Annotated in this window: 23 protein-coding genes and 1 pseudogene; 17 read left to right on the top strand and 7 right to left on the bottom strand. The window is 66.0% G+C overall.

Features of this window, described 5'->3' with window-relative positions; genetic code table 11:
• Both AC5RV1_RS19775 and AC5RV1_RS19770 read left to right on the top strand, forming a co-directional pair.
• Positions 1 to 863: SseB family protein (locus AC5RV1_RS19775; protein ID WP_493995729.1), on the top strand; the 863-nt coding region annotated here is incomplete at its 5' end.
• 54 nt (positions 864 to 917) lie between these two features.
• On the top strand, positions 918 to 2,216 hold the full coding sequence (locus AC5RV1_RS19770) for an MFS transporter (protein WP_493995728.1): 1,299 nt from the start codon (positions 918 to 920) through the stop codon (positions 2,214 to 2,216).
• Between the two features lie 150 nt (positions 2,217 to 2,366).
• On the opposite strand, the gene AC5RV1_RS19765 is transcribed toward AC5RV1_RS19770, so the two are convergent.
• Complete coding sequence (locus AC5RV1_RS19765; protein WP_493995727.1) at positions 2,367 to 2,753, bottom strand: DUF1844 domain-containing protein; 387 nt, start codon at positions 2,751 to 2,753, stop codon at positions 2,367 to 2,369.
• Between the two features lie 389 nt (positions 2,754 to 3,142).
• Here AC5RV1_RS19765 and infC point away from each other — a divergent pair, with 389 nt between their 5' ends.
• The 4 genes from infC to AC5RV1_RS19745 all read left to right on the top strand — a co-directional run bounded on the left by infC (position 3,143) and on the right by AC5RV1_RS19745 (position 5,951).
• Entirely contained in the window at positions 3,143 to 4,150 is a 1,008-nt protein-coding gene (infC, locus tag AC5RV1_RS19760; protein WP_493995726.1) for a translation initiation factor IF-3, read from the top strand.
• 116 nt (positions 4,151 to 4,266) lie between these two features.
• Positions 4,267 to 4,461 (top strand): 50S ribosomal protein L35, encoded by a 195-nt coding sequence (gene rpmI, locus AC5RV1_RS19755; protein ID WP_009358635.1) that lies wholly within the window; start codon positions 4,267 to 4,269, stop codon positions 4,459 to 4,461.
• A 120-nt stretch (positions 4,462 to 4,581) separates the two neighbouring features.
• Positions 4,582 to 4,974 carry a 50S ribosomal protein L20 gene (gene rplT / locus AC5RV1_RS19750; protein WP_163164571.1) on the top strand — a complete coding sequence of 131 codons (393 nt, stop codon included), beginning with the start codon at positions 4,582 to 4,584 and terminating at the stop codon, positions 4,972 to 4,974.
• 65 nt (positions 4,975 to 5,039) lie between these two features.
• Positions 5,040 to 5,951, top strand: a complete 912-nt coding sequence (locus AC5RV1_RS19745; protein WP_493947222.1) for a TrmH family RNA methyltransferase — start codon at positions 5,040 to 5,042, stop codon at positions 5,949 to 5,951.
• Between the two features lie 83 nt (positions 5,952 to 6,034).
• Here the strand turns inward: AC5RV1_RS19745 and AC5RV1_RS19740 are convergent, their stop codons facing one another.
• A complete protein-coding gene (locus tag AC5RV1_RS19740; RefSeq protein WP_163164575.1) occupies positions 6,035 to 6,310 on the bottom strand; it encodes a GlsB/YeaQ/YmgE family stress response membrane protein in 276 nt (91 codons plus the stop codon).
• A 106-nt stretch (positions 6,311 to 6,416) separates the two neighbouring features.
• Complete coding sequence (locus tag AC5RV1_RS19735) at positions 6,417 to 7,625, bottom strand: MFS transporter (RefSeq protein WP_493947221.1); 1,209 nt, start codon at positions 7,623 to 7,625, stop codon at positions 6,417 to 6,419.
• 166 nt (positions 7,626 to 7,791) lie between these two features.
• Here AC5RV1_RS19735 and AC5RV1_RS19730 point away from each other — a divergent pair, with 166 nt between their 5' ends.
• Entirely contained in the window at positions 7,792 to 8,241 is a 450-nt protein-coding gene (locus AC5RV1_RS19730) for a (deoxy)nucleoside triphosphate pyrophosphohydrolase (RefSeq protein WP_493995725.1), read from the top strand.
• On the opposite strand, the gene AC5RV1_RS19725 is transcribed toward AC5RV1_RS19730, so the two are convergent.
• From AC5RV1_RS19725 to AC5RV1_RS19715, 3 genes are all read right to left on the bottom strand, one after another.
• Positions 8,238 to 9,425, bottom strand: coding sequence for an Rv2578c family radical SAM protein (locus tag AC5RV1_RS19725; RefSeq protein ID WP_493995724.1), 1,188 nt, complete (start codon positions 9,423 to 9,425; stop codon positions 8,238 to 8,240). The two genes, AC5RV1_RS19730 and AC5RV1_RS19725, sit on opposite strands and share 4 nt — an antisense overlap.
• A 71-nt stretch (positions 9,426 to 9,496) precedes the next feature.
• Positions 9,497 to 10,267: an SIMPL domain-containing protein gene (locus AC5RV1_RS19720; protein ID WP_493995723.1), complete on the bottom strand. Its 771-nt coding sequence runs from the start codon at positions 10,265 to 10,267 to the stop codon at positions 9,497 to 9,499.
• A gap of 3 nt (positions 10,268 to 10,270) precedes the next feature.
• Positions 10,271 to 10,756, bottom strand: coding sequence for a hypothetical protein (locus tag AC5RV1_RS19715; protein WP_493947217.1), 486 nt, complete (start codon positions 10,754 to 10,756; stop codon positions 10,271 to 10,273).
• 209 nt (positions 10,757 to 10,965) lie between these two features.
• Here AC5RV1_RS19715 and pheS point away from each other — a divergent pair, with 209 nt between their 5' ends.
• On the top strand, positions 10,966 to 12,027 hold the full coding sequence (gene pheS, locus AC5RV1_RS19710; RefSeq protein WP_493947216.1) for a phenylalanine--tRNA ligase subunit alpha: 1,062 nt from the start codon (positions 10,966 to 10,968) through the stop codon (positions 12,025 to 12,027).
• Positions 12,028 to 12,029: 2 nt separating this feature from the next.
• Positions 12,030 to 14,573 carry a phenylalanine--tRNA ligase subunit beta gene (gene pheT, locus AC5RV1_RS19705; RefSeq protein WP_493995722.1) on the top strand — a complete coding sequence of 848 codons (2,544 nt, stop codon included), beginning with the start codon at positions 12,030 to 12,032 and terminating at the stop codon, positions 14,571 to 14,573.
• Positions 14,574 to 14,647: 74 nt separating this feature from the next.
• Here the strand turns inward: pheT and AC5RV1_RS19700 are convergent, their stop codons facing one another.
• A complete protein-coding gene (locus AC5RV1_RS19700; RefSeq protein ID WP_493995721.1) occupies positions 14,648 to 15,613 on the bottom strand; it encodes a quinone oxidoreductase family protein in 966 nt (321 codons plus the stop codon).
• A gap of 166 nt (positions 15,614 to 15,779) precedes the next feature.
• On the opposite strand from AC5RV1_RS19700, the gene argC reads away from it, so the two are divergent.
• The 8 genes and pseudogenes from argC to AC5RV1_RS19660 all read left to right on the top strand — a co-directional run.
• The gene (argC, locus tag AC5RV1_RS19695; protein ID WP_493995720.1) at positions 15,780 to 16,811 is read left to right on the top strand and encodes an N-acetyl-gamma-glutamyl-phosphate reductase; all 1,032 of its coding nucleotides are present in this window, start codon (positions 15,780 to 15,782) and stop codon (positions 16,809 to 16,811) included.
• Complete coding sequence (gene argJ / locus AC5RV1_RS19690) at positions 16,808 to 17,974, top strand: bifunctional glutamate N-acetyltransferase/amino-acid acetyltransferase ArgJ (RefSeq protein ID WP_493995719.1); 1,167 nt, start codon at positions 16,808 to 16,810, stop codon at positions 17,972 to 17,974. Before argC ends, argJ begins: the two co-directional genes overlap by 4 nt.
• Positions 17,975 to 18,018: 44 nt before the next feature.
• Positions 18,019 to 18,978, top strand: a complete 960-nt coding sequence (gene argB, locus AC5RV1_RS19685) for an acetylglutamate kinase (RefSeq protein WP_493995718.1) — start codon at positions 18,019 to 18,021, stop codon at positions 18,976 to 18,978.
• Entirely contained in the window at positions 18,975 to 20,228 is a 1,254-nt protein-coding gene (locus AC5RV1_RS19680) for an acetylornithine transaminase (RefSeq protein WP_493947211.1), read from the top strand. Before argB ends, AC5RV1_RS19680 begins: the two co-directional genes overlap by 4 nt.
• Entirely contained in the window at positions 20,225 to 21,259 is a 1,035-nt protein-coding gene (argF, locus tag AC5RV1_RS19675; protein ID WP_493947210.1) for an ornithine carbamoyltransferase, read from the top strand. The genes AC5RV1_RS19680 and argF overlap by 4 nt, the downstream gene beginning before the upstream one ends.
• Entirely contained in the window at positions 21,259 to 21,789 is a 531-nt protein-coding gene (locus AC5RV1_RS19670) for an arginine repressor (RefSeq protein ID WP_102976225.1), read from the top strand. The genes argF and AC5RV1_RS19670 overlap by 1 nt, the downstream gene beginning before the upstream one ends.
• Before the next feature lie 45 nt (positions 21,790 to 21,834).
• On the top strand, positions 21,835 to 23,040 hold the full coding sequence (locus AC5RV1_RS19665; protein WP_493995717.1) for an argininosuccinate synthase: 1,206 nt from the start codon (positions 21,835 to 21,837) through the stop codon (positions 23,038 to 23,040).
• A 5-nt stretch (positions 23,041 to 23,045) separates the two neighbouring features.
• A pseudogene (locus AC5RV1_RS19660) lies at positions 23,046 to 23,210 on the top strand (argininosuccinate lyase); the annotation flags it as partial.

The following is a 23,210-nucleotide window of genomic DNA, read 5'->3' as shown; positions in this document are numbered from 1 at the left end:
ACAAACAACCCCAGCGCCACCTTCCATTCCACATCGCCGCCGCAAAGTCTGGGGCCTGTGGCGCCGCCGACTCTGCCGGGCAGCCCTGGGCGGGGCGGAGCCTCGCCGGTGACGACGCCAGGATCCATAACTTCGAGGACGACGACGGAACGGCCGACGCCGGCTATCTCACCGCCGTCGCAGCCCTGCAGGCAGGGCGGGGGGACGAGGCTGCCGTGGTCGCCTCGCTGGCCACCGCCCGCGTCTTTATTCCGATCGTTGCCCAGCTCGCTGAAGAAGCCGAAGGCCAGGATGGCCTGCAGGCCGACAAACAGGCCGACATGGCCCTGGTCACCCTCAAGGCCGCCGATGGCAGGACCGCCATGCCTGCCTTCACGTCTGCCAAGGCTTTGGCAGCCTGGCACCCCGCAGCCAGGCCCGTCGCCGTCTACGCAGCCAGGGCTGCACTTTCCGCGGTGTCCGAGGGTGCCGAGCTGCTGGTCCTGGACCCGGGCGCGACGGTAACGTTTGTGGTCCGGAGGCCAGCCATGTGGGCCCTGGCCCAGCAGCACGACTGGATCCCGTCCTACACCGATGGCGTCCTGGCCGGCGAGATGCGCCGGGCCGCGGCGGGCTTCCCCGCGGTGCGCGGCCTGGAGCTTCTCCCGGGCAGGGGAGTGGCCGCCCAAACCGCCGACGGATCCGTCCTTGCCGGTGGCGGCGCCGGTCCCGAGCTGCAGGTGGTGCTGTACCTGGCAGACGGCCTGGACGCCGCCGGGGTGCAGCAGCTGGTTGCCGGACTGCAGGCTGAGTGGTCCAGGAATGTATTGTTTGGTGAGCGGGTCGACTCCATGGAAATTAAACTGCGGCGCGCTGTCCACTAGCTGCTGCCAGGAGGGGGATCCCCGGCCGGCTGCGGCAGACCGAAGGATTCTTTCGTGAATTTCGCTCTCTACCGGGAGTTGCTGGCCGTCCAGCCCATCAGGCGGTTGCTTCTGGTCGGCATGATCGCCCGTATTCCGCACTCGGCGGCCGGAGTGCTGCTGACCCTGCACATCGTCCTCACCCTGGGCCAGGGGTATGCGGCTGCGGGTGCGGCCGCTGCCGTGATGACCATTGGTATCGCCCTTGGTGCTCCCTGGCGGGGGCGGCGGGTGGACACCGTAGGGCTGCGCAAGGCCTTGATTCCCTCTGTCGTGTCCGAGACCGTCATCTGGTCCATAGTGCCGCACGTCTCCTACCAGTGGCTCCTTCCCCTGGTGTTTGTGGGCGGGTTGCTCACGCTGCCTATCTTCAGCGTGGTACGCCAGTCCCTCGGCGTCCTGGCCGACGGCGAACAGCGCCGGACCGCTTTCGCGCTGGACGCGATCACCACCGAAGTCGTCTTTATGATCGGTCCGGCCGCGGGCGCCATCGTCGCCACCAGCGGCTTCAGCGTGGCGGGCCTGACCATCGTGGGCGTCTGCACGTCGCTGGCCGGCCTGTTCCTGATGTGGTTCAATCCGCCAACACGAAGTGCTGCTTCCGGCGACGACTGTGAGGCGGACCAGCAGCGTGCGGCCGAGGCCGCCGTGGTCTCCACAGCCCCGGCCCACCTGCAGGAAGCCGCCGCGGACCTGGCCCCGGCTGCGGCCCACAATGCCCGCAGCGCCGGGCTGAAGGAGAAGGTTGCGGGCAGCTTCACCTGGTTCACCGCCACCGTGGCCGCACTCTTCGCCGTTGCCGCCGGCGCGGGAATGGTCCTCAGCGGCACGGATGTGGGGATTGTGGCAGCGCTGGAAACCGGCGGCCACCAGGCCGAGATCGGCATCGTTTTCCTGTTCTGGTGCGCAGCTTCTGTCGTGGGCGGGCTCATTTACGGTGCCATGCACCGGCCCGTATCGCCCATTGTCCTGCTCCTCGGCATGGCAGCCCTGACCATCCCCATGGGGTTCGCCCATGACACCTGGACGCTGGCCCTGGTTGCCATCCTTCCCGGGCTCCTGTGCGCCCCGGTACTCTCGTCAGCCTCCGAGAAGGTGGCGGACCTGGTGGATGAGGCGAGGCGCGGCGAGGCGATGGGCTGGTACGGCTCCGCCCTCACCGCGGGAGTTGCGCTCGGCGCGCCCCTGGCTGGCATCTTCATCGACCGGATCGGGCCGTCCGGGGGCTTTGTCTCGGTGGGCGCGGCCGGCGTGGTGCTGTGCCTCATCGGACTGGTGCTCCAGCGGCGCCGCAGAAGCAAAATCACAGCCTAAGGCACAGAGTTTTTGTCCAGGTATGCGGACTTGAGATACGTCTAAGCCTGCATAGCTGGACAAAAACTCCGAGGGTCAACGCACGGCGGCGGGCCTCCCCTCGGAAGGAAAGGCCCGCCGTCGTGAACTGCTCAGTAGTGCGTTACGGCGTCAGTTGACCGCGCCGGTGTACTTCTCGCCCGGGCCCTTGCCCGGAGCGTCGGGGATCAGCGACTCCTCGCGGAAGGCCAGCTGAAGCGAACGCAGGCCGTCGCGCAACGGGCCTGCATGCTGGGAACCGATCTCGGGGGCGGCCGCGGTCACCAAACCGGCCAGGGCCGTGATCAGTTTCCGGGCCTCGTCCAGGTCCTTCAGCTCCTCGGCATTCTCTTCCACAGCAAGGCCAAGCTTGACCGCAGCGGCACTCATCAGGTGAACGGCTGCGGTGGTGATGACCTCGATGGCCGGCACTTCCGAAATGTCGCGAATCTGCTGGGAGATGTCGGAACCGGCGTCCGCAGGCTCGAAAACGTATGAATTACTGTCTGGGGTGCTCATACTGGTAAGCTTGACACAGACCGACTGGATGTCGTTATTTCAGAGATTGTTCCAAACGATCAAGGTTCCCACCGGCGCTTCACTGCGTTGACGGGAATTTTTTCTGTAAGATGGCATGCAGTTTGCAAGCGGAGTTCTCTCCCACCCGCGTCAGCCGCTGTTCCGCAGGATCCATGGAACGCAAGGTTGCCGGGTACTGGTTGGCAGCGGAACCGGCACATGCTGGAACCATCCGTGCAGTCCCTTGAGCGGGACGCGCACAGCCAATCCTCGAGGCCTTCGATTGCTCCGGCAATTGGGGGCCTTCTCTATTTGCCGGGATCCCACAACAACACAGGAGCTTTAACATTAGCGAGCCAAGAATCAATGAGCGTATCCGCGTCCCCGAGGTGCGGCTGGTCGGCCCTGCAGGTGAACAGGTAGGAATCGTCCGTATTGAGGATGCCCTGCGTCTGGCCGCCGAGTCCGACCTTGATCTCGTTGAAGTTGCGCCTCAGGCTAAGCCTCCGGTGTGCAAGCTGATGGACTTCGGCAAGTACAAGTACGAGGCCGCGGTCAAGGCACGTGAAGCACGGAAGAACCAGACGAACACGGTTCTGAAGGAAATCCGTTTCCGCCTGAAGATTGACACCCACGACTACGAGACCAAGCGCGGGCATGCACTGCGCTTCCTCGGCGCCGGGGACAAGGTCAAGGCAATGATCCAGTTCCGCGGCCGCGAACAGCAGCGTCCGGAAATGGGCATCCGGCTGTTGCAGCGTTTTGCCGACGACGTCGCTGAAGTTGGCGTGGTTGAATCCAGCCCGCGGATCGACGGCCGCAACATGGTCATGGTGGTTGGCCCGTTGAAGAACAAGGCTGAGGCCAAGGCTGAGGCACGCCGCGCAACGCAGCGGGCTGAAGCGAAAGCGCAGAACGAAGCCAAAGCAACCGGCCGTGTCGACGTTTCCGGCAGCGACCAGGCACCCTTGACGCAGTCCCTCGCGGACCTGCTTCCCGAGGGATTCACGGTGTCCACGGAAGCAGTCGCTGAAGCTCCCGTGCAGGAGGCGGCTCCCGCCATCGAACCTGCCGCTGCTGCCGCGCCTGCGGAGGAATCTGTCCAGGAGGCTCCCCAGCAGGAGGCTGTCAAGGAAGCTCCGAAGCAGGAGGCTCCCCGGAAGGAAGCCCCCAAGGCTCCCGCGCCGAAGGCCGCTGCCCCCGCACCGAAGGCTGCTGCACCGGCCCCCAAGCCCGTTGTTGAAAAGCCCGAAGCTGCCAAGCCGGCAGCTGCGGCGCCGAAGCCCGCAGCAGTTCCTGCTCCGCCGAAGCCGGTGGCCAGGCCCGCTGCACCCAAGCCCGCCGCCCGCCCTGCCCCCAAGGCAGTGCCCAAGCCGGCTGGCAAGAAGACCACTTAGTCCACAGCTGCCGAAGGTCGCCCTTCGGCAGTCAGCAACCAGTACGCCGCCCCCAGGGGCAGCTGCGCGATAGAACTGCAGGCCCAGCCTGCGGACATGTAAGGAGATCGGTTCCCATGCCGAAGATGAAGACCCACAGTGGTGCTAAGAAGCGCTTCAAGCTGACCGGCAGCGGCAAGCTGCGCCGCCAGCAGGCCAACCGCCGCCACTACCTCGAGCACAAGTCCTCCAGGCTGACCCGCCGCCTTGCCGGCGACAAGATCGTCTTCAAGGGCGACGCCAAGGTCATCCGGAAGATGCTCGGCATCTAGTTTCCAAGTTCTTTGACGGACCACCACCTGGTGTAAGTCACCTACCAAAAAGCCTTCTCAGGCCGCCGGGGAATTCCGGCAGTAGATGCTTGGGAGCAGAATTTTCGAAGGAGTACGCACGTGGCACGTGTGAAGAGGGCGGTCAACGCCCACAAGAAGCGCCGGGTTATCCTTGAACGCGCAAAGGGCTACCGTGGACAGCGTTCACGCCTGTACCGCAAGGCAAAAGAGCAGCTGCTGCACTCGTTTGTCTACAGCTACGGTGACCGCAAGAAGAAGAAGGGCGACTTCCGCCGCCTGTGGATCCAGCGCATCAACGCTGCTTCCCGCGCCAATGGCCTCACTTACAACCGCCTCATCCAGGGCTTGAAGGCCGCTGAGGTTGAGGTTGACCGCCGTATGCTGGCCGAGCTGGCCGTCTCGGACGCCAACGCCTTCGCTGCGCTGGTCCAGGTGGCCAAGGACTCGCTGCCGGCCGACACCTCCGCCAAGAAGGTTGTCGCTGCACAGTAGACCTGCCTTCCCTCATGCGAGGGGCAGTTCAGGAACTGGTGGCCCTAGCCACTAAAGTTTCCTATATGAACGAAACCGGGCGCCCGCAGGATTTTCCACTCTCCAACCCCCGAGCAGATCGGGTGAAGGACGTGGCAAAACTTGCCGGGCGCCCGGCGCGTTTAAAGCGCGGGCAGTTCCTGGCCGAAGGGCCCCAGGCAGTCCGCGAAGCGCTGAAGCTCCACCAACAGCGCCTCGCCGAGGGAGCCCCGGGGGTGGTCACCGAGGTGTTCGCCAGCGAAGCCTGCCTGGACCGGTTTCCCGAGTTCGAGGAGCTCTCTGAGGGCACAAACGCGCGGCTGGCCACAGACGAGGTCCTGGCCGCCATGGCAGACACCGTTAACCCGCAGGGCATCATTGCCGTCTGCCGTTTCCTGGATGTGGCCCTTGAAGAAGTGCTCGACGCCGGCCCGCGCCTGATTGCCGTACTGTGCCAGGTCCGTGATCCGGGCAATGCCGGAACCGTCCTCCGCGCGGCGGATTCCGCGGGAGCAGACGCGGTGGTTCTCACCGGCTCCAGCGTTGACATCTACAACCCCAAGGCGGTCCGCTCCACGGCCGGATCCCTGTTCCACCTTCCGGTGGTGCTGGGAGCCGACGTCAACGAACTGGCAGCGGCGTGCAGGGCGCGGGGAATTGGTATCCTGGCTGCTGACGGCTACGGTTCCCTCAACCTCGATGCGCTGCAGGACGAGAACGCCAGGCGCCGGCTGACCGGAGACGGAGCCCCGTCGGAGTACGACCTGGAAAATCCCACGGCCTGGCTGTTCGGCAATGAGGCCCAGGGGTTGTCCCAAGAGGAGCTGGACCTGGCGGACCACCGTGTGGCAGTGCCTGTCTACGGTGCTGCAGAAAGCCTCAACCTGGGCACTGCAGCCACCGTCTGCCTCTACGCCAGTGCGCGTTCGCAGCACCTGCCGGCCGCCCTGACGGCGTAGCTTTTCGTACGTACCCACACGCAGCGAGGGCCCCGGTTTCGCCGGAGCCCTCGCTTGTGTGAAATTTGCTATTTACCCGGAACTCAGGGCGCGCGTGAGGTTTTGCCGCGCCCGGTGATGGCACCGTAGATGCCGGCGACCACCAGGCCGCCTACGATGGCGAGAATCCACGTGCCGAGATCGAAGAAGGCGAGATCGCCCCTGTTGAAGAGCAGGCTGCCGATCCAGCCGCCCACAATTGCCCCTACCACGCCAAGAACGAGGCTGGTGACCCAACCGCCGCCTACCCTGCCGGGCATCACGGCTTTAACGATGGCCCCAACAATGAGGCCGAGAATAATCCAAGCAAGAAAACCCATGTCTCCTCCTTATAGTGACCGGGATAAACCCTCCCGATGAGCATCAAGCTAACATAGGGGCCTGCACACTGTCAGCATGCTTAGGGTCTGGTGCTGGTGGATGGAATCAGGCGGTCAGCGGCCTTTTGCGTTCCAGCAGGCCGCTTATTACGGCGACGCCCAGGCCCAGGACGGCAAGGCATGCGCCCACCAGTGCGGGGGCAACGTAGCCCCATCCCCAGGCGATGACCAGCCCGCCCAGGAAAGCGCCGAGGGCGTTGGCAACGTTCAGGGCGGCATGGTTCAGGGACGACGCCAGCGATGGTGCGTCCGGGGAGGCGTCCAGCAGGCGGGTCTGCAGCGCCGGTACGAGCATGGAGCCCGCAGCGCCCACCACAAAGACCATCACCAGGGCTGACCAGGGCCACTCAGCAGCGATCGCGTAGACCACCAGGGCCACCGCGATGGCAGGCAGCACGCTGTAGAGCGTACCCATCACGGATTTGTCGGCGATCCTGCCGCCGACGACGTTGCCGGCCACCATGCCCAGTCCGTAAAGGGCCACTACCAGCGGAATCAGCGCCGACGGGAGTCCGGCCACGTGGGTCATCGTGTGGGAGATGTACGTGTAGGTGGCAAAGAAACCGCCGAAGCCGACGATGCCGATCATGATGGCAAGCCACACCTGGAGCCGCTTCAAAGCCCCCAGTTCACGGCGGATGCTGGCGTCAGGATGGGCCTCATGGAACGGAACAAAGCGCCAGATCAGCACCAGGGTCAGCACTCCGAGCAGGCCTACGAGGATAAACAGCAGCCGCCAGCCGTAGGTCTGCCCCACCCAGGTTGCCGCCGGAACCCCAACGACGTTGGAAATGCTCAGGCCCGCCATCACCATGGAGATCGCCCAGCCGCGGCGGGTGGGCGGCACGAGCGAGGCGGCGATGACGGCAGCAACGCCAAAAAATGCGCCATGCGGCAGCCCGGCCGCGAAACGTGAAACCAGCATGGTTCCGTAGTCCGGGGCCAGGAAGGACGTGAGGTTGGCGACGGTAAAGAAGAGCATGAGTCCGAGTGCCAGGTTCTTGCGCGGAAGTTTTGCACCGACGGCGGCAAGCAGGGGTGCGCCAACCACCACTCCCAGCGCGTAGGCGGAGATGAGGTGCCCGGCTTCGGGCGTACTGATGCCCAGGCCCTGTTCCACCTCCTTGAGCAGGCCCATCATGGTGAACTCGGTGACGCCGATTCCCACCCCTCCCATCGCCAGGGCGAGGATCGCCATCGCGATATTGGGGGAGGAGGTGCTTTTTGCCGTGGGCGACTGTAGGACGCTGCTCATGTGCCTGCTTTTCGAAGTGCTGGAGATACAAGGTTGGGCTGCAGCCACGGCAGTGGGGCTGGGATGGGGCCTGGACCCCCGGGAAAACGCCCGGCGGCATACAGGTATTCCCCGGGCGTGGAATGAGTGCCAGGGGCCTTTCCATTGTCCCCCATAGAATGGGGCGGTGACTGGACTGATACAGGTGGTGGGCGGAGCCGTAGTTGACCGCCTCCAGGAACCTTCCATGCTGCTCGTGGCGCGCCGCAGTGCGCCGGAGAAGCTGGCCGGGCTCTGGGAGTTCCCGGGTGGCAAGGTGGAACCGGGCGAAGAGCCGGAGGCAGCGCTCTGCCGCGAGCTGTCCGAGGAACTGGGAATCGGGGCGCGCCTGGGCGGGGAGCTTCAGTCCGAAGCCCGCCACGGCTGGCCGCTGAACGAACGGGCCAGTATGCGGGTCTGGTTCGCGGAAATCGTCCACGGTGAACCCCAACCCCTCGAAGACCATGATGAGCTGCGGTGGGTGTCACTGGACAACCACGACGAGGTTCTTGGCCTGCCGTGGATTCCTGCCGACTTTCCCATTGTGCGTGCCCTGCTGGCGGAGCTGGCCCTGCCCGCAGGAAAAGGGCGCTCCTAGAAGAGGGTTTCCTGTCCTGCCGGGCCTGAGGTGCCGGGCAGCGCGGCGGATTCCGCGGGACGCAAGGCTGACTTCGATGCGGTTGGCGGCAGCGAAGCAGGCTTTCCCGACGGTGTTGTTCCGGGAGCCCCCTCCGATGCCATGGCCGGGATGATGCCTGCCGGGTACTCCGCTTCCTCGCCGCGGGGATCGTCCAAGTCCCGGTGGCTGAAGCCGGACGAATGGGAAAAGCCGTGCCGTGCCTTGAAGTAGCGGACTTTCCCGGCGAGCCAGGTGCGGTATTCCTTTGGAGCGTAGGAACCGGTTCCGTACAGGCGCCGGTAGCGGCCGGCAAGCCCGGGATGATTCGCGGCGATCCACTTCATGAACCATTCCCTGGTGCCCGGCTTCAGATACAGCGCACCGGCCGTTACGCCGGTGGCTCCGGCGGAAGCGAGGGAGGCGAAGAGTGAATCCAGGGCTTCGTCACTGTCCGAGAGCCATGGCAGGATGGGCATGGCCATAACCCCGCACGGCAGCCCGGCGTCACGAAGCCGGGACACAAGTTTCAGCCGCGCCCGTGGTCCCGGTGTGCCTGGTTCGACGGCTTCCGACAGCGCTTCGTCGGTCATGGCGAGCGAAATGCCGACGCCCACCGGCACCTGCGTGGCCGCACTCTTCAACAACGGTATGTCCCTGGCCAACAGTGTTCCCTTCGTGAGGATGGACAGGGGAGTGCCGGAGTCGGCCAAGGCGCTGATGATCCCGGGCATCAGCTGATAGCGGCCCTCGGCGCGCTGGTACGGGTCCGTGTTGGTTCCCAGGGCCACCTGCTGGCGGGTCCAGGAAGGTTTGGCCAGCTCTTTCCGCAGGACCTCAGCCGCGTTGACTTTCACCACCACCTGGCTGTCAAAATCCAGCCCGGCGTCGAAATCAAGGTAGGTGTGGGTCTTCCTGGCGAAGCAGTACACGCAGGCGTGGCTGCAGCCGCGGTAGGGGTTGATAGTCCATTCGAAAGGCATCCGTGAACCGGCCGGAATTTTGTTGAGCACCGATTTGGCAGTGACCTCATGGAACGTGATGCCGGCGAAATCAGGTGTGGTCACCGACCTGACGAGGCCGGCGAGGGGAAGCAAGGCAGCCGGCGCGCCAGCTGCAAGGGTTTCCGCCGGCGGCGGCAGCAGTGCTTTAGCATCCCATCTCATAGGGTCAATTCGAATGTATGTTCGAACTTAAGTCAAGCGTCACGCGGCTCTGGCAATCAATAACAACGGGGCTAGGGGCGGGTCAGGAGCTCCCACACCACGGTGATGGCCGCGCCCACTTCGGAGTTCCCCGCCTCCACGGTGAGGGATTCCACAGCAGCAGCCCGCTGCATCCGCGCCAGCGGCACCGGACCCTGGACCGGGGTGTTGTCCGCTACCGATACCACCCGTCCCAGCCGGGCGGAGGCGAGTTGGGCATACTGGCGGGCGGTCTCCAATGCGTCCAGCCACGCAGCCTCCCGGGCACGTGCCCGCACCGCTGCATCGTCGCTGAAGGTCAGTTCAAGGCCGTTCAGGCGGACCTCGTTGCCGCCCGCCCCGACGGCGTCTGAGATTGCGGCGGAGGCGGTATCGAGTGCGCGCAACCTTACGGTGAGCGTGCTGGCTGCAATGTATCCCGTTACGCGCTGTCCTTCGCCTTCCTTCCACGCGAGGTCCGCACGCACGTTAAGGCCGGTGGTGCGAATGTCGGACCCCTCAACGCCGTGCCGGCGGAAGGCGGAAGAGACTGCTTCGGAGCTGGAGCCCGCCCGGGAGTAGGCGGCCTCCACGGAGTCGGCACGGCACTCCACACCAATCGAAACCACCATCAGATCAGGGGCAGCCTCCGCCGAGCCGGTCCCGGTGACGCTCACAGTACCCGCTGGCTGCCCGCCGCCGGAGCCAGTGTCACCGGAGTCAGTGTCACCATACTGAGTCCCACCGGATCCAGGGCCGCCGGGCTGGTACCCGTCAGGCCCGACGTCGTCACTTGCTTCATTGGGGTCAGGTTCCGTCTGCATGGGTTATGCCTCCACTTCAGAGGGATCGGGGCGCCCAGGCCGGCTCCGGGTCCCGAGCGCAGGGTAGCCGCCCGCCTGCAGTCCGGCATGCCGTTCGAAGATGTTGCCCGTGCCCGGATTCCCGGTACGGATCAGGGACCAGGCGGCGGCGAGGAAGTACAAAGGGAGGAATGGGATACCCAGGCACCACGCGTACTGGGAGCAGTGCTTTTCCTCGTGCCCCAGCAGCGCCGGCCTGGACACCAGGTCGGCTGCGGTGCAGCGGCACAGGACCACGTTCCCCAGGGTGAACGCGGCGGCAAACGGCAGCCGCCACCGGTATCCTGCGGCAATAATCAGGCCCCGCGGGCCGTTGCTGAGTTCCGTCCTCGCCGCTGTGGCCACGGCGAGTCCGAGGACAGTGCTGCCGTTGACCACATTGGCTGCCAGCCGCAGCCGCTGCGGCACAGTCAGGGACGCCCGAAGCTCCGCAGGCTGCCGTGGTGTCATGAGGACATGGTAGCCGGGCCGTTCAATTAGACTGGAGGGCAGTGGCCGCCGGCTTTGCCGGTATGCCCTGACCATGTCATTGGATGCACTGATATTTGCACGCGAATATAGGGCATTCATCCATGACCTGCCAGTGACGGACGAGCCGCCGGGGAACCGTGCAGGCTGCCCGTTCACCGGCAGCCACGACTCGTAGCTAAGAACAGTAGATGACTGAAACTTTGCCGGGCGCCGCCATCCCGAACCCCACGGATGAAGCCGCCATCACTGCCGCTGTAGACCAGGCCACCGCCGCCATCGCCGGCGCGGCCACCCTTGACGAGCTGAAGGCGGTGAGGCTAGCGCACACCGGTGAGAAGTCACCGCTCAGCCTCGCCAACCGCGAAATCGGCAGGCTGCCCAAGGACCAGAAGGCTGTCGCAGGAAAGCTGATGGGCGTATCCCGCGGACGCGTCAACAAGGCGCTCGCGGACCGCACGGCAGAGCTGGAAGCGGAAAACGACGCACGGATCCTCCTCGAGGAGACGGTTGACGTCACCGCCGCTCCGCGCCGTCGTCGTGCCGGCGCCCGCCACCCCCTCTCCACCCTCCAGGACCGCGTCGCGGACATCTTCGTGGGCATGGGCTGGGAGATTGCGGAGGGACCGGAAGTTGAATCGGAGTGGTTCAACTTCGACGCCCTGAACTTCAAGCCGGACCACCCCGCCCGCGAGATGCAGGACACCTTCTTCGTGGAGCCGCCCGAGGCCCACCTCCTGATGCGCACCCACACCTCCCCGGTGCAGGTCCGCTCCATGCTGGAACGCGAGCTGCCCATCTACGTGCTGTGCCCGGGCAAGGTGTTCCGTACCGACGAGCTGGACGCCACGCACACTCCGGTGTTCCACCAGTTTGAGGGCCTGGCCATCGACAGGAAGCTCAGCATGGCTGACCTGCGCGGCACCCTGGAGCACTTTGCCCGGCAGATGTTCGGCGACGAAGCACAGATCCGGCTGCGCCCCAACTACTTCCCGTTCACCGAGCCGTCCGCGGAGCTGGACATCTGGCATCCCGGCGCCAAGGGGGGCCCGCGCTGGATCGAATGGGGCGGCTGCGGCATGGTCAACCCCAACGTGCTCCGCGCCGCCGGCATCGACCCGGACGTCTATTCAGGTTTTGCCTTCGGCATGGGCATTGAGCGCACCCTGATGTTCCGCAACGAGGTGGGGGACATGCGCGACATGATTGAAGGCGATGTACGTTTCAGCGAGCATTTCGGGATGGAGATCTAACAGTGCGTATCCCACTTTCCTGGCTGCGTGAATTCGCAGAGGTACCGGCCGGAGCTACGGCCGAAGAGGTAATGACCGAGCTGGTCAAGGTCGGCTTCGAAGAAGAGGACGTCCACCGTCCCACGGACACCCTGCAGGGTCCCATCGTGGTGGGCCAGGTCCTGAGCCTGGTCAAGGAACCGCAGACCAACGGCAAGACCATCAACTGGTGCCAGGTCCGCGTTGTCCCCGAGGGGCAGGAACAGACCCTCACCGGCAAGGGCATAGACCCCTCCGGCGTGCAGGGCATCATCTGCGGTGCCCACAACTTCGTGGAAGGCGACAAGGTAGTGGTGACGCTGCCGGGCGCGGTGCTGCCGGGCAACTTCCACATCTCCGCCCGGAAGACCTACGGACACCTCTCCGCCGGCATGATCGCCTCGGTGCGCGAACTGGGTATCGGCGAGGATCATGACGGGATCCTGGTGCTGTCCCGCATCGGGCTGGATCCGGAAATCGGCACCGACGCCATGAAACTCCTGGGCCTGTACGATGAAGCCGCGGAAATCAACGTCACCCCGGACCGCGGCTACGCCTTCTCCATACGTGGCGTTGCCCGCGAGTACGCCCACGCCACCGGTACCTCCTTCACCGATCCCGCGTCCCGCGTGAACGCTCCGGCGGAGCTTTCGGGCGGCTACGGCGTAAAGATCAACGACGACGCCCCCATCTACGGGAAGCCGGGCTGCGACCGGTTTGTGGCCCGCACCGTCCGCGGCGTGGACGCCACCCGGCCCACCCCGCCGTGGATGGTTTCCCGGCTGCGGCTGGCCGGCGTCCGTTCCATCTCGCTGCCCGTGGATATCTCCAACTACGTCATGTTCGAACTGGGCCAGCCCACGCACTGCTACGACCTCGACAAGCTGTCCGGGGACATCGTGGTGCGCCGCGCCCTGGCGGGTGAGAAGTTCACCACCCTGGATGACAAGGAGCGCGCGCTCGACGCCGAGGACCTCCTGATCACCGACGCTTCCGGTCCCATCGGGATCGCCGGTGTTATGGGCGGGGCGGCAACCGAGGTGGCCGATTCGACGTCGAACATCCTCGTTGAAGCCGCACGCTTCGATGAAGTTTCCATCGCCCGCTCCCGCCGCCGGCACAAGCTGCCGTCCGAGGCGTCCAAGCGTTTCGAGCGCGGCGTGGACTGGCATATCGCCGATATCGCCGCACAGCGGGTGGTCGACCTCCTGGTGGACCTGGCCGGTGGCACGGCGGACGAGGGTGGAACCGACGTCGGGACCGCCCCTGACTCCGTCACGATTGAACTTCCGGCGGCCTTTGCTGCCGCCCGGATCGGCATCGACTTCACGGAAGAGCAGATCGTTACGTCCCTTGAGGACCTTGGCGCAGCCGTGGTGAAGAACGACGTCGGCTGGAGCGTTACTGCCCCGAGCTGGCGGCACGACCTGGAAACCAAGGAGGACCTCTCCGAGGAGATCGCCCGTCTGGTGGGTTACGACCAGATCCCCGCCACACTGCCGGTGGCCCCTCCCGGCCGCGGCCTCACGCGTGTGCAGCAGCAGCGCCGCCGCCTGATCCAGGCCCTGGCGGACGCCGGCCTCACCGAAGTGCTGTCCTACCCGTTCGTCTCGAAGGCTGCCAACGACACCTTCGGTATGCCTGAAGAGGGTGCTGCCCGCAGCGCCGTCAAGCTGGCGAACCCCATCAGCGAGGAACAGGGCTTCCTGCGAACTTCCATCCTGCCGGGACTCATCGAGGTGGCGAAGCGCAACCACTCGCGCGGTTTCCGCGATCTGGCACTCTTCGAGTCAGGCCTGGTGTTCCTGCCGGCCGAGGGGATGGGCACCGAGTCCATTCCGCCGCTCGGGGTGAAGCCTGCCGATGAGGTACTGGACCAACTGTACGACGGCGTCCCCGCCCAGCCGTTCCACCTTGCCGTGGTCCTCACGGGACACGATTCCCCTGCCGCAGCGGCCCATGCACCGCGCGTGTGGGACTGGGCAGATGCCCTGGACATTGCACGCCTTGCCGGGGACGTCCTGGGCGTCGAGGTAGTGGTCAGCCAAGGCAGCCACCAGGCATTCCACCCCGGACGCGCGGCGAAACTGTCCCTGCGGACAGGGGAAGTGGTGGGTTATGCGGGAGAGCTGCACCCCAAACTCCTCGCTGCGTCCGATATGCCGGCCCGCTCGGTGGCCCTGGAGATTAACGCCGACGCGTTGTTTGAGGCCGCGCCGGACGTGATCGTGGCGCGCCACATTTCCACGTTCCCGGTGGCCACCCAGGACGTGGCGCTGGTGGTCCCTGCGGAGGTACCGGCCGATGACGTGCTGGCCGCACTCCGCGAAGGTGCCGGTGAACTGCTGGAGGACGTAGCGCTGTTCGATGTCTACGCCGGCAAGGGCATTGAAGAGGGCAAGAAGTCTCTGGCCTTCGGACTCCGGTTCCGGGCAGATGACCGTACCCTCACGGCGGACGAGGCATCAGCCGCACGGGAAGGTGCTGTGGCCCTGGCGGCCGAGCGCTTCGGCGCCGTCCAGCGCTAAGCCTGCAGCTTCTACAGACAGGAGGTCCCGCAGCCTTGGTGCTGCAGGACCTCCTGTTTTCGTGTGGCAGGAGCCTACGGAATCAGCACGACCTTACCGGTGGTGCGGCGCCCTTCGAGGTCGCGGTGCGCCTGGGCCGCCTCCGCCAGCGGGTACTGGCCGCCGACCCGGACTTTGAGGCTGCCATCGGCAGCGGCAGCGAAAATTTCGTCCGAGCGCCAGCGCCGTTCCGCGGCATCCTGCAAATAGTGGGCCATGGTGGGCCTGGTCAGGAACAGTGAACCCCCTGCATTCAGGCGCTGCGGATCCACGGGCGGGACGGGGCCGGAGGCTGCGCCGAACAAGGCCAGCATGCCCCGGACGTGAAGGGCGCGAAGTGAACCGTCGAACGTATCCTTGCCCACCCCGTCATAGACCACGTCAACGCCCTTGCCGCCGGTGAGGTCCCGCACTGCATTGTCGAAGCCGTCGTAGCGCAGAACGTGGTCCGCCCCGGCTCCGAGCGCCAGGTCTTCCTTCTCGTCGGTGGACACGGTGGTGATGACCCGTGCTCCCTTGGCCTTGAGGAGCTGGATGAGCAGCAGGCCCACCCCGCCTGCGCCGGCATGGAGCAGGACGTTATGGCCAGCTTGAACCTTGAAGGTGGAATTGACCAGGTAATGGGCCGTCAGGCCCTGCAGCGGCAGGGCGGCTGCAGTGGCATCGTCAAGTCCCTCCGGCACCGGCAAGGCTTTATCAGCGTCCACCAGGGCATGACCGGCGTAGCAGTCGTGGCCCTCCGCGGTGGCAATGCGGTCTCCCTCTGCGAATCCCGTAACCCCTTCCCCAAGCCCCACAACTGTACCTGCAGCTTCAGAGCCCGGAATGAACGGATACTGGACCTTGTACACGCCGCTGCGCTTGTATGTATCGATGAAGTTGACCCCCGCTGCCGCTACCTGGACAAGCAGTTGTCCGGGACCGGGAACGGGGCGCTCAACCGGTACATAGGAGAGGACTTCGGGACCACCGGCTTGCCCGGCGACAATGGCGTGCGTCATGGATTCCTTCCGCGGGCCGGAGTTTCCTTGCCCGGTCCACCCATCCTAGGCTTCAGGGATGGAGCGGGGACGTCCTCCCGCAGCAGTGTGTCCTAACGCCCTGCCGCGAACAGCCGTATGCATAAATATCGGACGTGATGAATAAGTTTGCTGTAAGGTTGAGGCCATGACTATTTCTGTTGCAGTCTCAGGCGCCAGCGGTTACGCCGGCGGAGAGGTCCTTCGCCTGCTCGCGGGCCACCCGGACGTGACCATCGGAGCGATCACCGCGCACAGCAACGCGGGGTCGCGCCTGGGCGAGCTGCAGCCCCACCTGCACGGACTTGCCAGCCGGATCCTTGAGGACACCACCGTAGAGAACCTCTCCGGCCACGACGTCGTCTTCCTCGCACTGCCCCACGGCGCATCCGCAGACATTGCCGCCCAGCTTCCGGAAGGGACAGTGGTGATCGACGCCGGCGCCGACCACCGCCTGCAGGACCCCGCGGCGTGGGAAAAATTCTATGGTTCGGCGCATGCCGGCACCTGGCCCTACGGCCTGCCCGAACTGCCCGGCCAGCGGGAAGCCCTCAAGGGAGCCAGCCGTATCGCCGTGCCGGGCTGCTACCCGACGTCGGCCCTGCTGGCCCTGGCGCCCGGGTTCGCCGCCAACCTCCTCCAGCCCGACGACGTCGTCATCGTTTCCGCCTCCGGTACCTCCGGTGCCGGCAAGGCAGCGAAGGTCAACCTGATCGGTGCCGAGGTGATGGGGTCCATGAGCCCCTACGGCGTTGGCGGCGGGCACCGGCACACCCCCGAGATCGAGCAGGGCCTGTCCAATGCGGCTGGGGAACAGGTGACCGTTTCCTTCACGCCTACCCTTGCACCCATGAGCCGCGGGATCCTCACCACGGCAACGGCCAAGGTGGCGGCCGGAGTTACTGCAGAACAGCTGCGCCAGGCCTGGACCGACGCCTACGACGACGAGCCTTTTGTCCACGTCCTGCCGGAGGGGCAGTGGCCCGCCACCAAGTCCGTGCAGGGGTCCAACCACGCCGCCATGCAGCTTGCCTTTGACCCGCACACCCGCCGGGTGATTGTCACCTGCGCCATCGACAACCTCACCAAGGGGACCGCCGGTGGCGCCGTCCAGTCCATGAACATCGCACTCGGCCTGGCTGAAACGGCCGGCCTTGACCTGCAGGGAGTAGCCCCGTGACCATTACCGCACCCCGTGGCTTCCGTGCCGCCGGCGTTACCGCCGGGCTCAAGGCCTCCGGCAACCCGGACCTTGCCCTGGTGGTCAACGACGGGCCCGCCAAAACAGCCGCCGCCGTGTTCACCAGCAACCGCGTGGCTGCTGCCCCCGTCCATTGGTCCCGTCAGGTGGTTTCGGACGGCCGGGTGGATGCCGTGGTCCTCAACTCCGGCGGCGCCAACGCCTGCACCGGCCCCACCGGCTTCCAAAACACCCACAGCACGGCAGAAAAAGTAGCTGAAGTCCTCGGCATCTCGGCGACCGATGTTTTTGTCTGCTCCACTGGCCTGATCGGTGAGCAGCTGCCCATGGACAAGATCCTTCCCGGCGTGGAGGCGGCCGCCACAGCCCTCAGCACCGACGGTGGACCTGCTGCGGCCACGGCCATCATGACCACCGATTCGGTGCCCAAGGCCGCCCTGTTTATCGGCACCGACGCAGACGGCCAGGAATTCAGCATCGGCGGCATCGCGAAGGGCGCCGGCATGCTGGCACCGGGCCTGGCCACCATGCTGGTGGTCCTCACCACGGACGCCGCGGTGGAAGCCGAAATGCTCGACGTCGTCCTCCGCGACTCCACCCGCGTCACCTTTGACCGGGCCGACTCAGACGGCTGCATGTCCACCAATGACACGGTGGTCCTGCTGGCCTCCGGCGCCTCCGGTGCCGTGCCGTCCGCGGAAAGTTTTGGCGCCGGCCTTACCCAGGTGTGCGCCGAACTCGCCCGGAAGCTGATCGCGGACGCCGAAGGTGCGAGCCATGACATCGCCATCCGCACCTTCAACGCCGCCAGCGAAGCCGATGCCGTAACCGTCAGCCGCTCAGTGGCACGGTCCAACCTGTTCAAGGCCGCCATCTTCGGCAAGGATCCCAACTGGGGCCGTGTGCTTTCCGCCGTCGGCACCACCGACGCGGCGTTCGAACCGGACCAGTTGAACGTGGCCATCAACGGAGTCCAGATCTGCCGCAACGGCAGCATTGGCGATGACCGCAGCCTGGTGGACCTGGAACCGCGTGAGGTGCTGGTGGAAATCGACCTGCAGGCCGGCGACGCCGAGGCCACCATCTGGACGAACGACCTTACCCACGACTACGTGCACGAAAACAGCGCGTACTCCAGCTAGGAGCCCCGCGCCCCCGGCTAAAAATCGTTGCGGAAAGTGACAGCATGAACACCCAGACGCGTGAAACCACCAGCATGTCCGACGCCCAGGACAAGGCAGCAACCCTGATTGAGGCCCTGCCCTGGATCCAGCGGTTCGCCGGCACCATCATGGTGATCAAGTACGGCGGCAACGCCATGGTCAACGACGATCTTCGCCGCGCCTTTGCGGAGGACATCGTGTTCCTCCACCACGTGGGCATCCACCCGGTGGTTGTCCACGGCGGCGGCCCCCAAATCAACTCAATGCTCGGCAGGCTCGGCATCGAGTCCGAATTCAAGGGCGGGCTGCGTGTGACCACCCCTGAGGCCATGGACGTGGTCCGGATGGTCCTCACCGGCCAGGTGGGACGCGAACTGGTGGGTTTGATCAACTCCCACGGCCCCTACGCGGTGGGCATGTCCGGCGAGGACGGCGGCCTGCTGCGCGCCGTCCGGACCGGGACTGTGGTTGACGGCGAAGAAGTGGACCTCGGGCTGGTCGGCGAAGTGGTGGGCGTCGACCCCGCCGGCATCGTGGACATCCTCGAGGCCGGCCGGATCCCCGTGATCTCCACGGTTGCCCCAGAGATCGTGGACGGCGGAGACGGCGTGGCCGGCACCGCACGCTTCCAGCCCACCGGCCAGGTCCTGAACGTCAACGCGGACACCGCGGCAGCGGCCGTCGCCTCGGCACTGGGCGCCTCCAAACTGGTGATCCTGACCGACGTCGAAGGCCTGTACGCCAACTGGCCGGACAAGTCCTCGCTGATCTCCTCCCTCACGGCCTCGGAGCTGCGGGACATGCTGCCCAGGCTCGAATCGGGCATGATCCCCAAGATGGCCGCCTGCCTCAAGGCCATCAATGAGGGAGTAGAACGCGCGCACATCGTGGACGGGCGCCTGCCCCACTCCATGCTTCTTGAAACATTCACGACGGCGGGCATTGGCACGCAGGTCGTCCCGGACGAGGAGATCAACGGATGAATGCCATGGAGAAGTCAGCGGTGACGGAGCTGGTGGAGACCAAGGGCCACGCCGGATCCGAGTGGCTGGCCCGCTACTCCACCTCACTCATGGGGGTATTCGGCACGCCGCAGCGCGTCCTGGTCCGCGGCGCCGGCTGCCTGGTCTGGGACGCCGACGGCAAGGAGTACCTGGACCTGCTCGGCGGCATCGCCGTTAACGCGCTGGGCCATGCCAACCCGTTCGTCACGTCGGTCATCTCCAGCCAGCTGGCCACCCTCGGCCACGTCTCCAACTTCTTCACCAGCCCCACCCAGATTGCGCTGGCCGAAAAGCTCCTTGAGCTCACCAGTGCGCCCGCCGGTTCCAAAGTGTTTTTCACCAACTCCGGAACCGAGGCCAACGAGGCTGCCTTCAAGCTGGCCCGCCGCAATTCCGGTGGCAGCGGGACGAAGCGGACCAAAATCATTGCCCTCGAAGGCGCCTTCCACGGCCGCACAATGGGCGCGCTGGCCCTGACGGCCAAGGAAGCCTACCGGGCGCCGTTCGAGCCGCTGCCCGGCGGTGTGGTGCACATCCCGTTCGGCGACGTCGAGGCGCTCAAGGACGCTGTTGACGAAACTGTGTCCGCAGTCTTCCTGGAGCCGATCCAGGGCGAAGCGGGCGTACGTCCCCTGCCGCCCGGCTATCTCCGGGCAGCGCGGGAGCTGACCGCCCGGGTGGGTGCCCTGCTGATCCTGGACGAGGTGCAGACCGGGATCGGCCGCACCGGTAAGTGGCTTGCCAGCGAGGACTCCGGAATCATGCCCGATGCGGTCACGCTCGCCAAGGGCCTGGGCGGCGGTTTCCCCATTGGTGCCCTGGTCACATTTGGTGCCGGAACGTCGTCGTTGTTGGCTGCGGGCCAGCACGGCACCACATTCGGCGGGAACCCCGTGGCGACGGCGGCCGCCCTCGCCACACTGCACGCGATCGAAAGCCAGGACGTCCTGGCGAACGTCGCAAAGGTCGGGGAGCACCTGCGCTCTGCACTGGCGGCCCTTCCGGGCGTCAGCGAGGTCCGGGGCGAAGGCCTGCTTATCGGCTTCGACCTGGACGCGGACGATGCCCCGGCAGTGGTGCAGGCCGGCCTTGATGCCGGCTTTATCGTCAACAGTCCCGGCCCCCGTACCATCCGCCTGGCGCCGCCGCTGGTCCTCACCATCGCCCAGGCGGACTCCTTCCTGGCCGCCTTCCCGGCCATCCTCCAGACAGCTAAGGACGCCCAGTGACTTCGGCAGTTCACACCAGTGCAGCCCCTGGGAAGAACGCCACCCGGCACTTCCTCAAGGACACCGACCTCAGCCCGGCCGAACAGGCAGAGGTCCTGGAGCTCGCCGCGCGTATGAAGGCCGCGCCCTACAGTGTGCAGCCCTACGCTGCAGAGGGCAACAGCCGCAAAACTGTGGCCGTGATTTTCGACAAGACGTCCACCCGTACCCGGGTCTCGTTTGCCACCGGCATCGCGGACATGGGCGGCAACGCCCTCATCATCAACCCGGGCGAGGCCCAGATCGGCCACAAGGAGTCCGTGGAGGACACCGCCAAGGTCCTGGAACGGATGGTATCCACCATCGTGTGGCGGACCGGGCCGCACGCCGGCCTCGTGGCGATGGCCGAAAACTCCAGCGTCCCCGTGATCAATGCGCTGTGCGATGACTACCACCCGTGCCAGTTGCTCGCGGACCTGCTGGCCGTGAAGGAGCATAAGGGCGGCCTCAAGGGCCTCACCATGAGCTACCTCGGGGATGCCGCCAACAACATGGCCAATTCCTACCTGCTGGCAGGCGTGACGGCGGGCATGCACGTCCGCATTGCCGGCCCCGAGGGCTACCTCCCGGCTGCAGACATCGTGGCTGAAGCCGAAGAGCGCGCCGCGCAGACCGGCGGCTCCGTGCTGGTCACCACGGACGCCGCGGCAGCCTTGAAGGGTGCCGACGTCGTCGCTACCGACACGTGGGTATCCATGGGCCAGGAAGCCGAAAAGGAAGCCCGTCTGCAGTTGTTCCGGGAGTACTCCGTGGACGAGGCGGCCATGGCGCAGGCTGCGGAAGACGCCGTCGTGCTTCACTGCCTGCCTGCCTACCGCGGCTACGAGATCTCCGCAGGCGTCATCGACGGGCCGCAGTCCATCGTCTGGGACGAGGCCGAAAATCGGTTGCACGCCCAGAAGGCCCTGATGGCATGGCTGATGCACCGCTCCGGCCTGGCATTCGTCGACGGTCTGTCCCCCGTTGAAGGCACCGGGGAGAGCACGTTCTAGTGTCCGCCCAACCGGCGTCGCCGGGCTCCAGCCCGGCGACCAAGACAGCCCGGCAGGCGCGGATCACCGCCATTCTGACGGGGGAGTCCGTGCGTTCCCAGGCGGAGCTGGCGGCCCTGCTGGCGGACGACGGCGTGCAGGTCACCCAGGCGACGCTGTCCCGGGACCTCGTTGAACTCGGCGCGGTCCGGGTCCGCGGCAAGGAGGGCGTGCTGGTGTATGCCGTTCCGGGTGAAGGCGGGGAGCGGGCCGCCAAGAGCGGGGTGAGCCAGGAAATCCTGGACGCCCGGTTGGCCCGGTTGTGCAGTGAACTCCTGGTCACAGCGGAGGCTTCGGCCAACATCGCCGTTCTCCGCACACCGCCGGGTGCAGCCAACTTCCTGGCCCTGGCGATCGACCACTCCGTGATGCCGTCCATCCTGGGGACCATCGCCGGCGACGACACAGTACTGCTCGTCTCCCGGGACCCACAGGGCGGCCAGGACCTTGCCGCCAGGTTCCTGCAGCTGGCTGAAGAAGCCGGGCAATAAGCTTGAAGACAACATCTACAAACCCCAATTACAAGGAGCATTTCCGTGACTGAACGCATCGTGCTGGCCTACTCCGGCGGCCTGGACACCTCAGTAGCCATCGGCTGGATCGGTGAAGCCACCGGCGCCGAGGTCATCGCCGTGGCGGTCGACGTCGGGCAGGGCGGCGAGTCCCTGGAAACCATCCGCCAGCGTGCCCTGGGCTGCGGCGCCGTCGAAGCCTACGTGGCCGACGCCTCCGACGAGTTCGCCAACGAGTACTGCATGCCCACGCTGAAGGCCAACGGCCTGTACCAGGGCCACTACCCGCTGGTTTCCGCCATCTCCCGCCCCGTCATCGTCAAGCACCTCGTCAAGGCTGCCCGCGAATTCGGCGCCAACACCGTTGCCCACGGCTGCACCGGCAAGGGCAACGACCAGGTCCGCTTCGAAGTGGGCATCCAGACCCTCGGGCCCGACCTGAAGTGCATCGCCCCCGTCCGCGACCTCGCCCTTACCCGCGACAAGGCCATCGCCTTCGCCGAGGAAAAGGGCCTGCCGATTGAGACCACCAAGAAGAACCCGTACTCGATTGACCAGAACGTCTGGGGCCGCGCGGTGGAAACCGGCTACCTCGAGGACATCTGGAACGCCCCCACCAAGGACATCTACGACTACACCGCCACCCCGGAGTTCCCGCCCGCACCGGACGAGGTCACCATCTCCTTCGAGGCCGGCGTGCCGGTAGCGATTGACGGCGTGAAGGTCACCCCGCTGCAGGCCATCAAGGAACTCAACCGCCGTGCCGGCGCCCAGGGCGTGGGCCGCATCGACGTCGTCGAGGACCGCCTCGTGGGCATCAAGTCCCGCGAAATCTACGAAGCCCCGGGTGCCATGGCGCTGATCACAGCCCACAAGCACCTGGAGGACATCACCGTTGAGCGCGAGCAGGCCCGCTTCAAGGCCACCGTTGGCCAGCGCTGGTCCGAACTGGTCTACGACGGCCAGTGGTTCTCCCCGCTGAAGCGCTCCCTGGACGCCTTCATCGAGGACACGCAGAAGTACGTCTCCGGCGACATCCGCATGACCCTGCACGGCGGCCAGGCCATCGTCAACGGGCGCCGCTCCGACACGTCGCTCTACGACTTCAACCTTGCCACCTACGACACCGGCGACACCTTTGACCAGTCCATGGCCAAGGGCTTCATCGAGCTGTGGGGCATGTCCGCCAAGGTTGCCTCCGGCCGCGACATCCGCGTCGCAGGAAAGTAGCCCCTGTGGCTGAGTCCACCGAAACCACCAAGTCCGAAGCCACAAACACAGGCGCGCTGTGGGGCGGCCGGTTCGCCGGCGGTCCCGCGGATGCACTGGCGGCGCTGAGCAAGTCCACGCACTTTGACTGGCGGCTGGCCCGCTACGACATCGCCGGGTCCAAGGCGCAC

It is taken from the genome of Arthrobacter sp. Hb9-2, from assembly GCF_059091165.1.
The sequence above is the reverse complement of the archived record's forward strand: the minus strand, read 5'-3'. Positions and strand labels throughout refer to the sequence as shown.

What these genes read in the sequence shown, in the direction of transcription:
- AC5RV1_RS19765 (WP_493995727.1), bottom strand. Translation starts at nt 2,753, where the DNA reads ATGAGCACCCCAGACAGTAATTCATACGTTTTCGAGCCTGCGGACGCC.
- rpmI (WP_009358635.1), top strand. Translation starts at nt 4,267, where the DNA reads ATGCCGAAGATGAAGACCCACAGTGGTGCTAAGAAGCGCTTCAAGCTG.
- AC5RV1_RS19745 (WP_493947222.1), top strand. Translation starts at nt 5,040, where the DNA reads ATGAACGAAACCGGGCGCCCGCAGGATTTTCCACTCTCCAACCCCCGA.
- AC5RV1_RS19740 (WP_163164575.1), bottom strand. Translation starts at nt 6,310, where the DNA reads ATGGGTTTTCTTGCTTGGATTATTCTCGGCCTCATTGTTGGGGCCATC.
- AC5RV1_RS19735 (WP_493947221.1), bottom strand. Translation starts at nt 7,625, where the DNA reads ATGAGCAGCGTCCTACAGTCGCCCACGGCAAAAAGCACCTCCTCCCCC.
- AC5RV1_RS19725 (WP_493995724.1), bottom strand. Translation starts at nt 9,425, where the DNA reads ATGAGATGGGATGCTAAAGCACTGCTGCCGCCGCCGGCGGAAACCCTT.
- AC5RV1_RS19720 (WP_493995723.1), bottom strand. Translation starts at nt 10,267, where the DNA reads ATGCAGACGGAACCTGACCCCAATGAAGCAAGTGACGACGTCGGGCCT.
- AC5RV1_RS19715 (WP_493947217.1), bottom strand. Translation starts at nt 10,756, where the DNA reads ATGACACCACGGCAGCCTGCGGAGCTTCGGGCGTCCCTGACTGTGCCG.
- pheS (WP_493947216.1), top strand. Translation starts at nt 10,966, where the DNA reads ATGACTGAAACTTTGCCGGGCGCCGCCATCCCGAACCCCACGGATGAA.
- AC5RV1_RS19700 (WP_493995721.1), bottom strand. Translation starts at nt 15,613, where the DNA reads ATGACGCACGCCATTGTCGCCGGGCAAGCCGGTGGTCCCGAAGTCCTC.
- argC (WP_493995720.1), top strand. Translation starts at nt 15,780, where the DNA reads ATGACTATTTCTGTTGCAGTCTCAGGCGCCAGCGGTTACGCCGGCGGA.
- argB (WP_493995718.1), top strand. Translation starts at nt 18,019, where the DNA reads ATGAACACCCAGACGCGTGAAACCACCAGCATGTCCGACGCCCAGGAC.
- AC5RV1_RS19680 (WP_493947211.1), top strand. Translation starts at nt 18,975, where the DNA reads ATGAATGCCATGGAGAAGTCAGCGGTGACGGAGCTGGTGGAGACCAAG.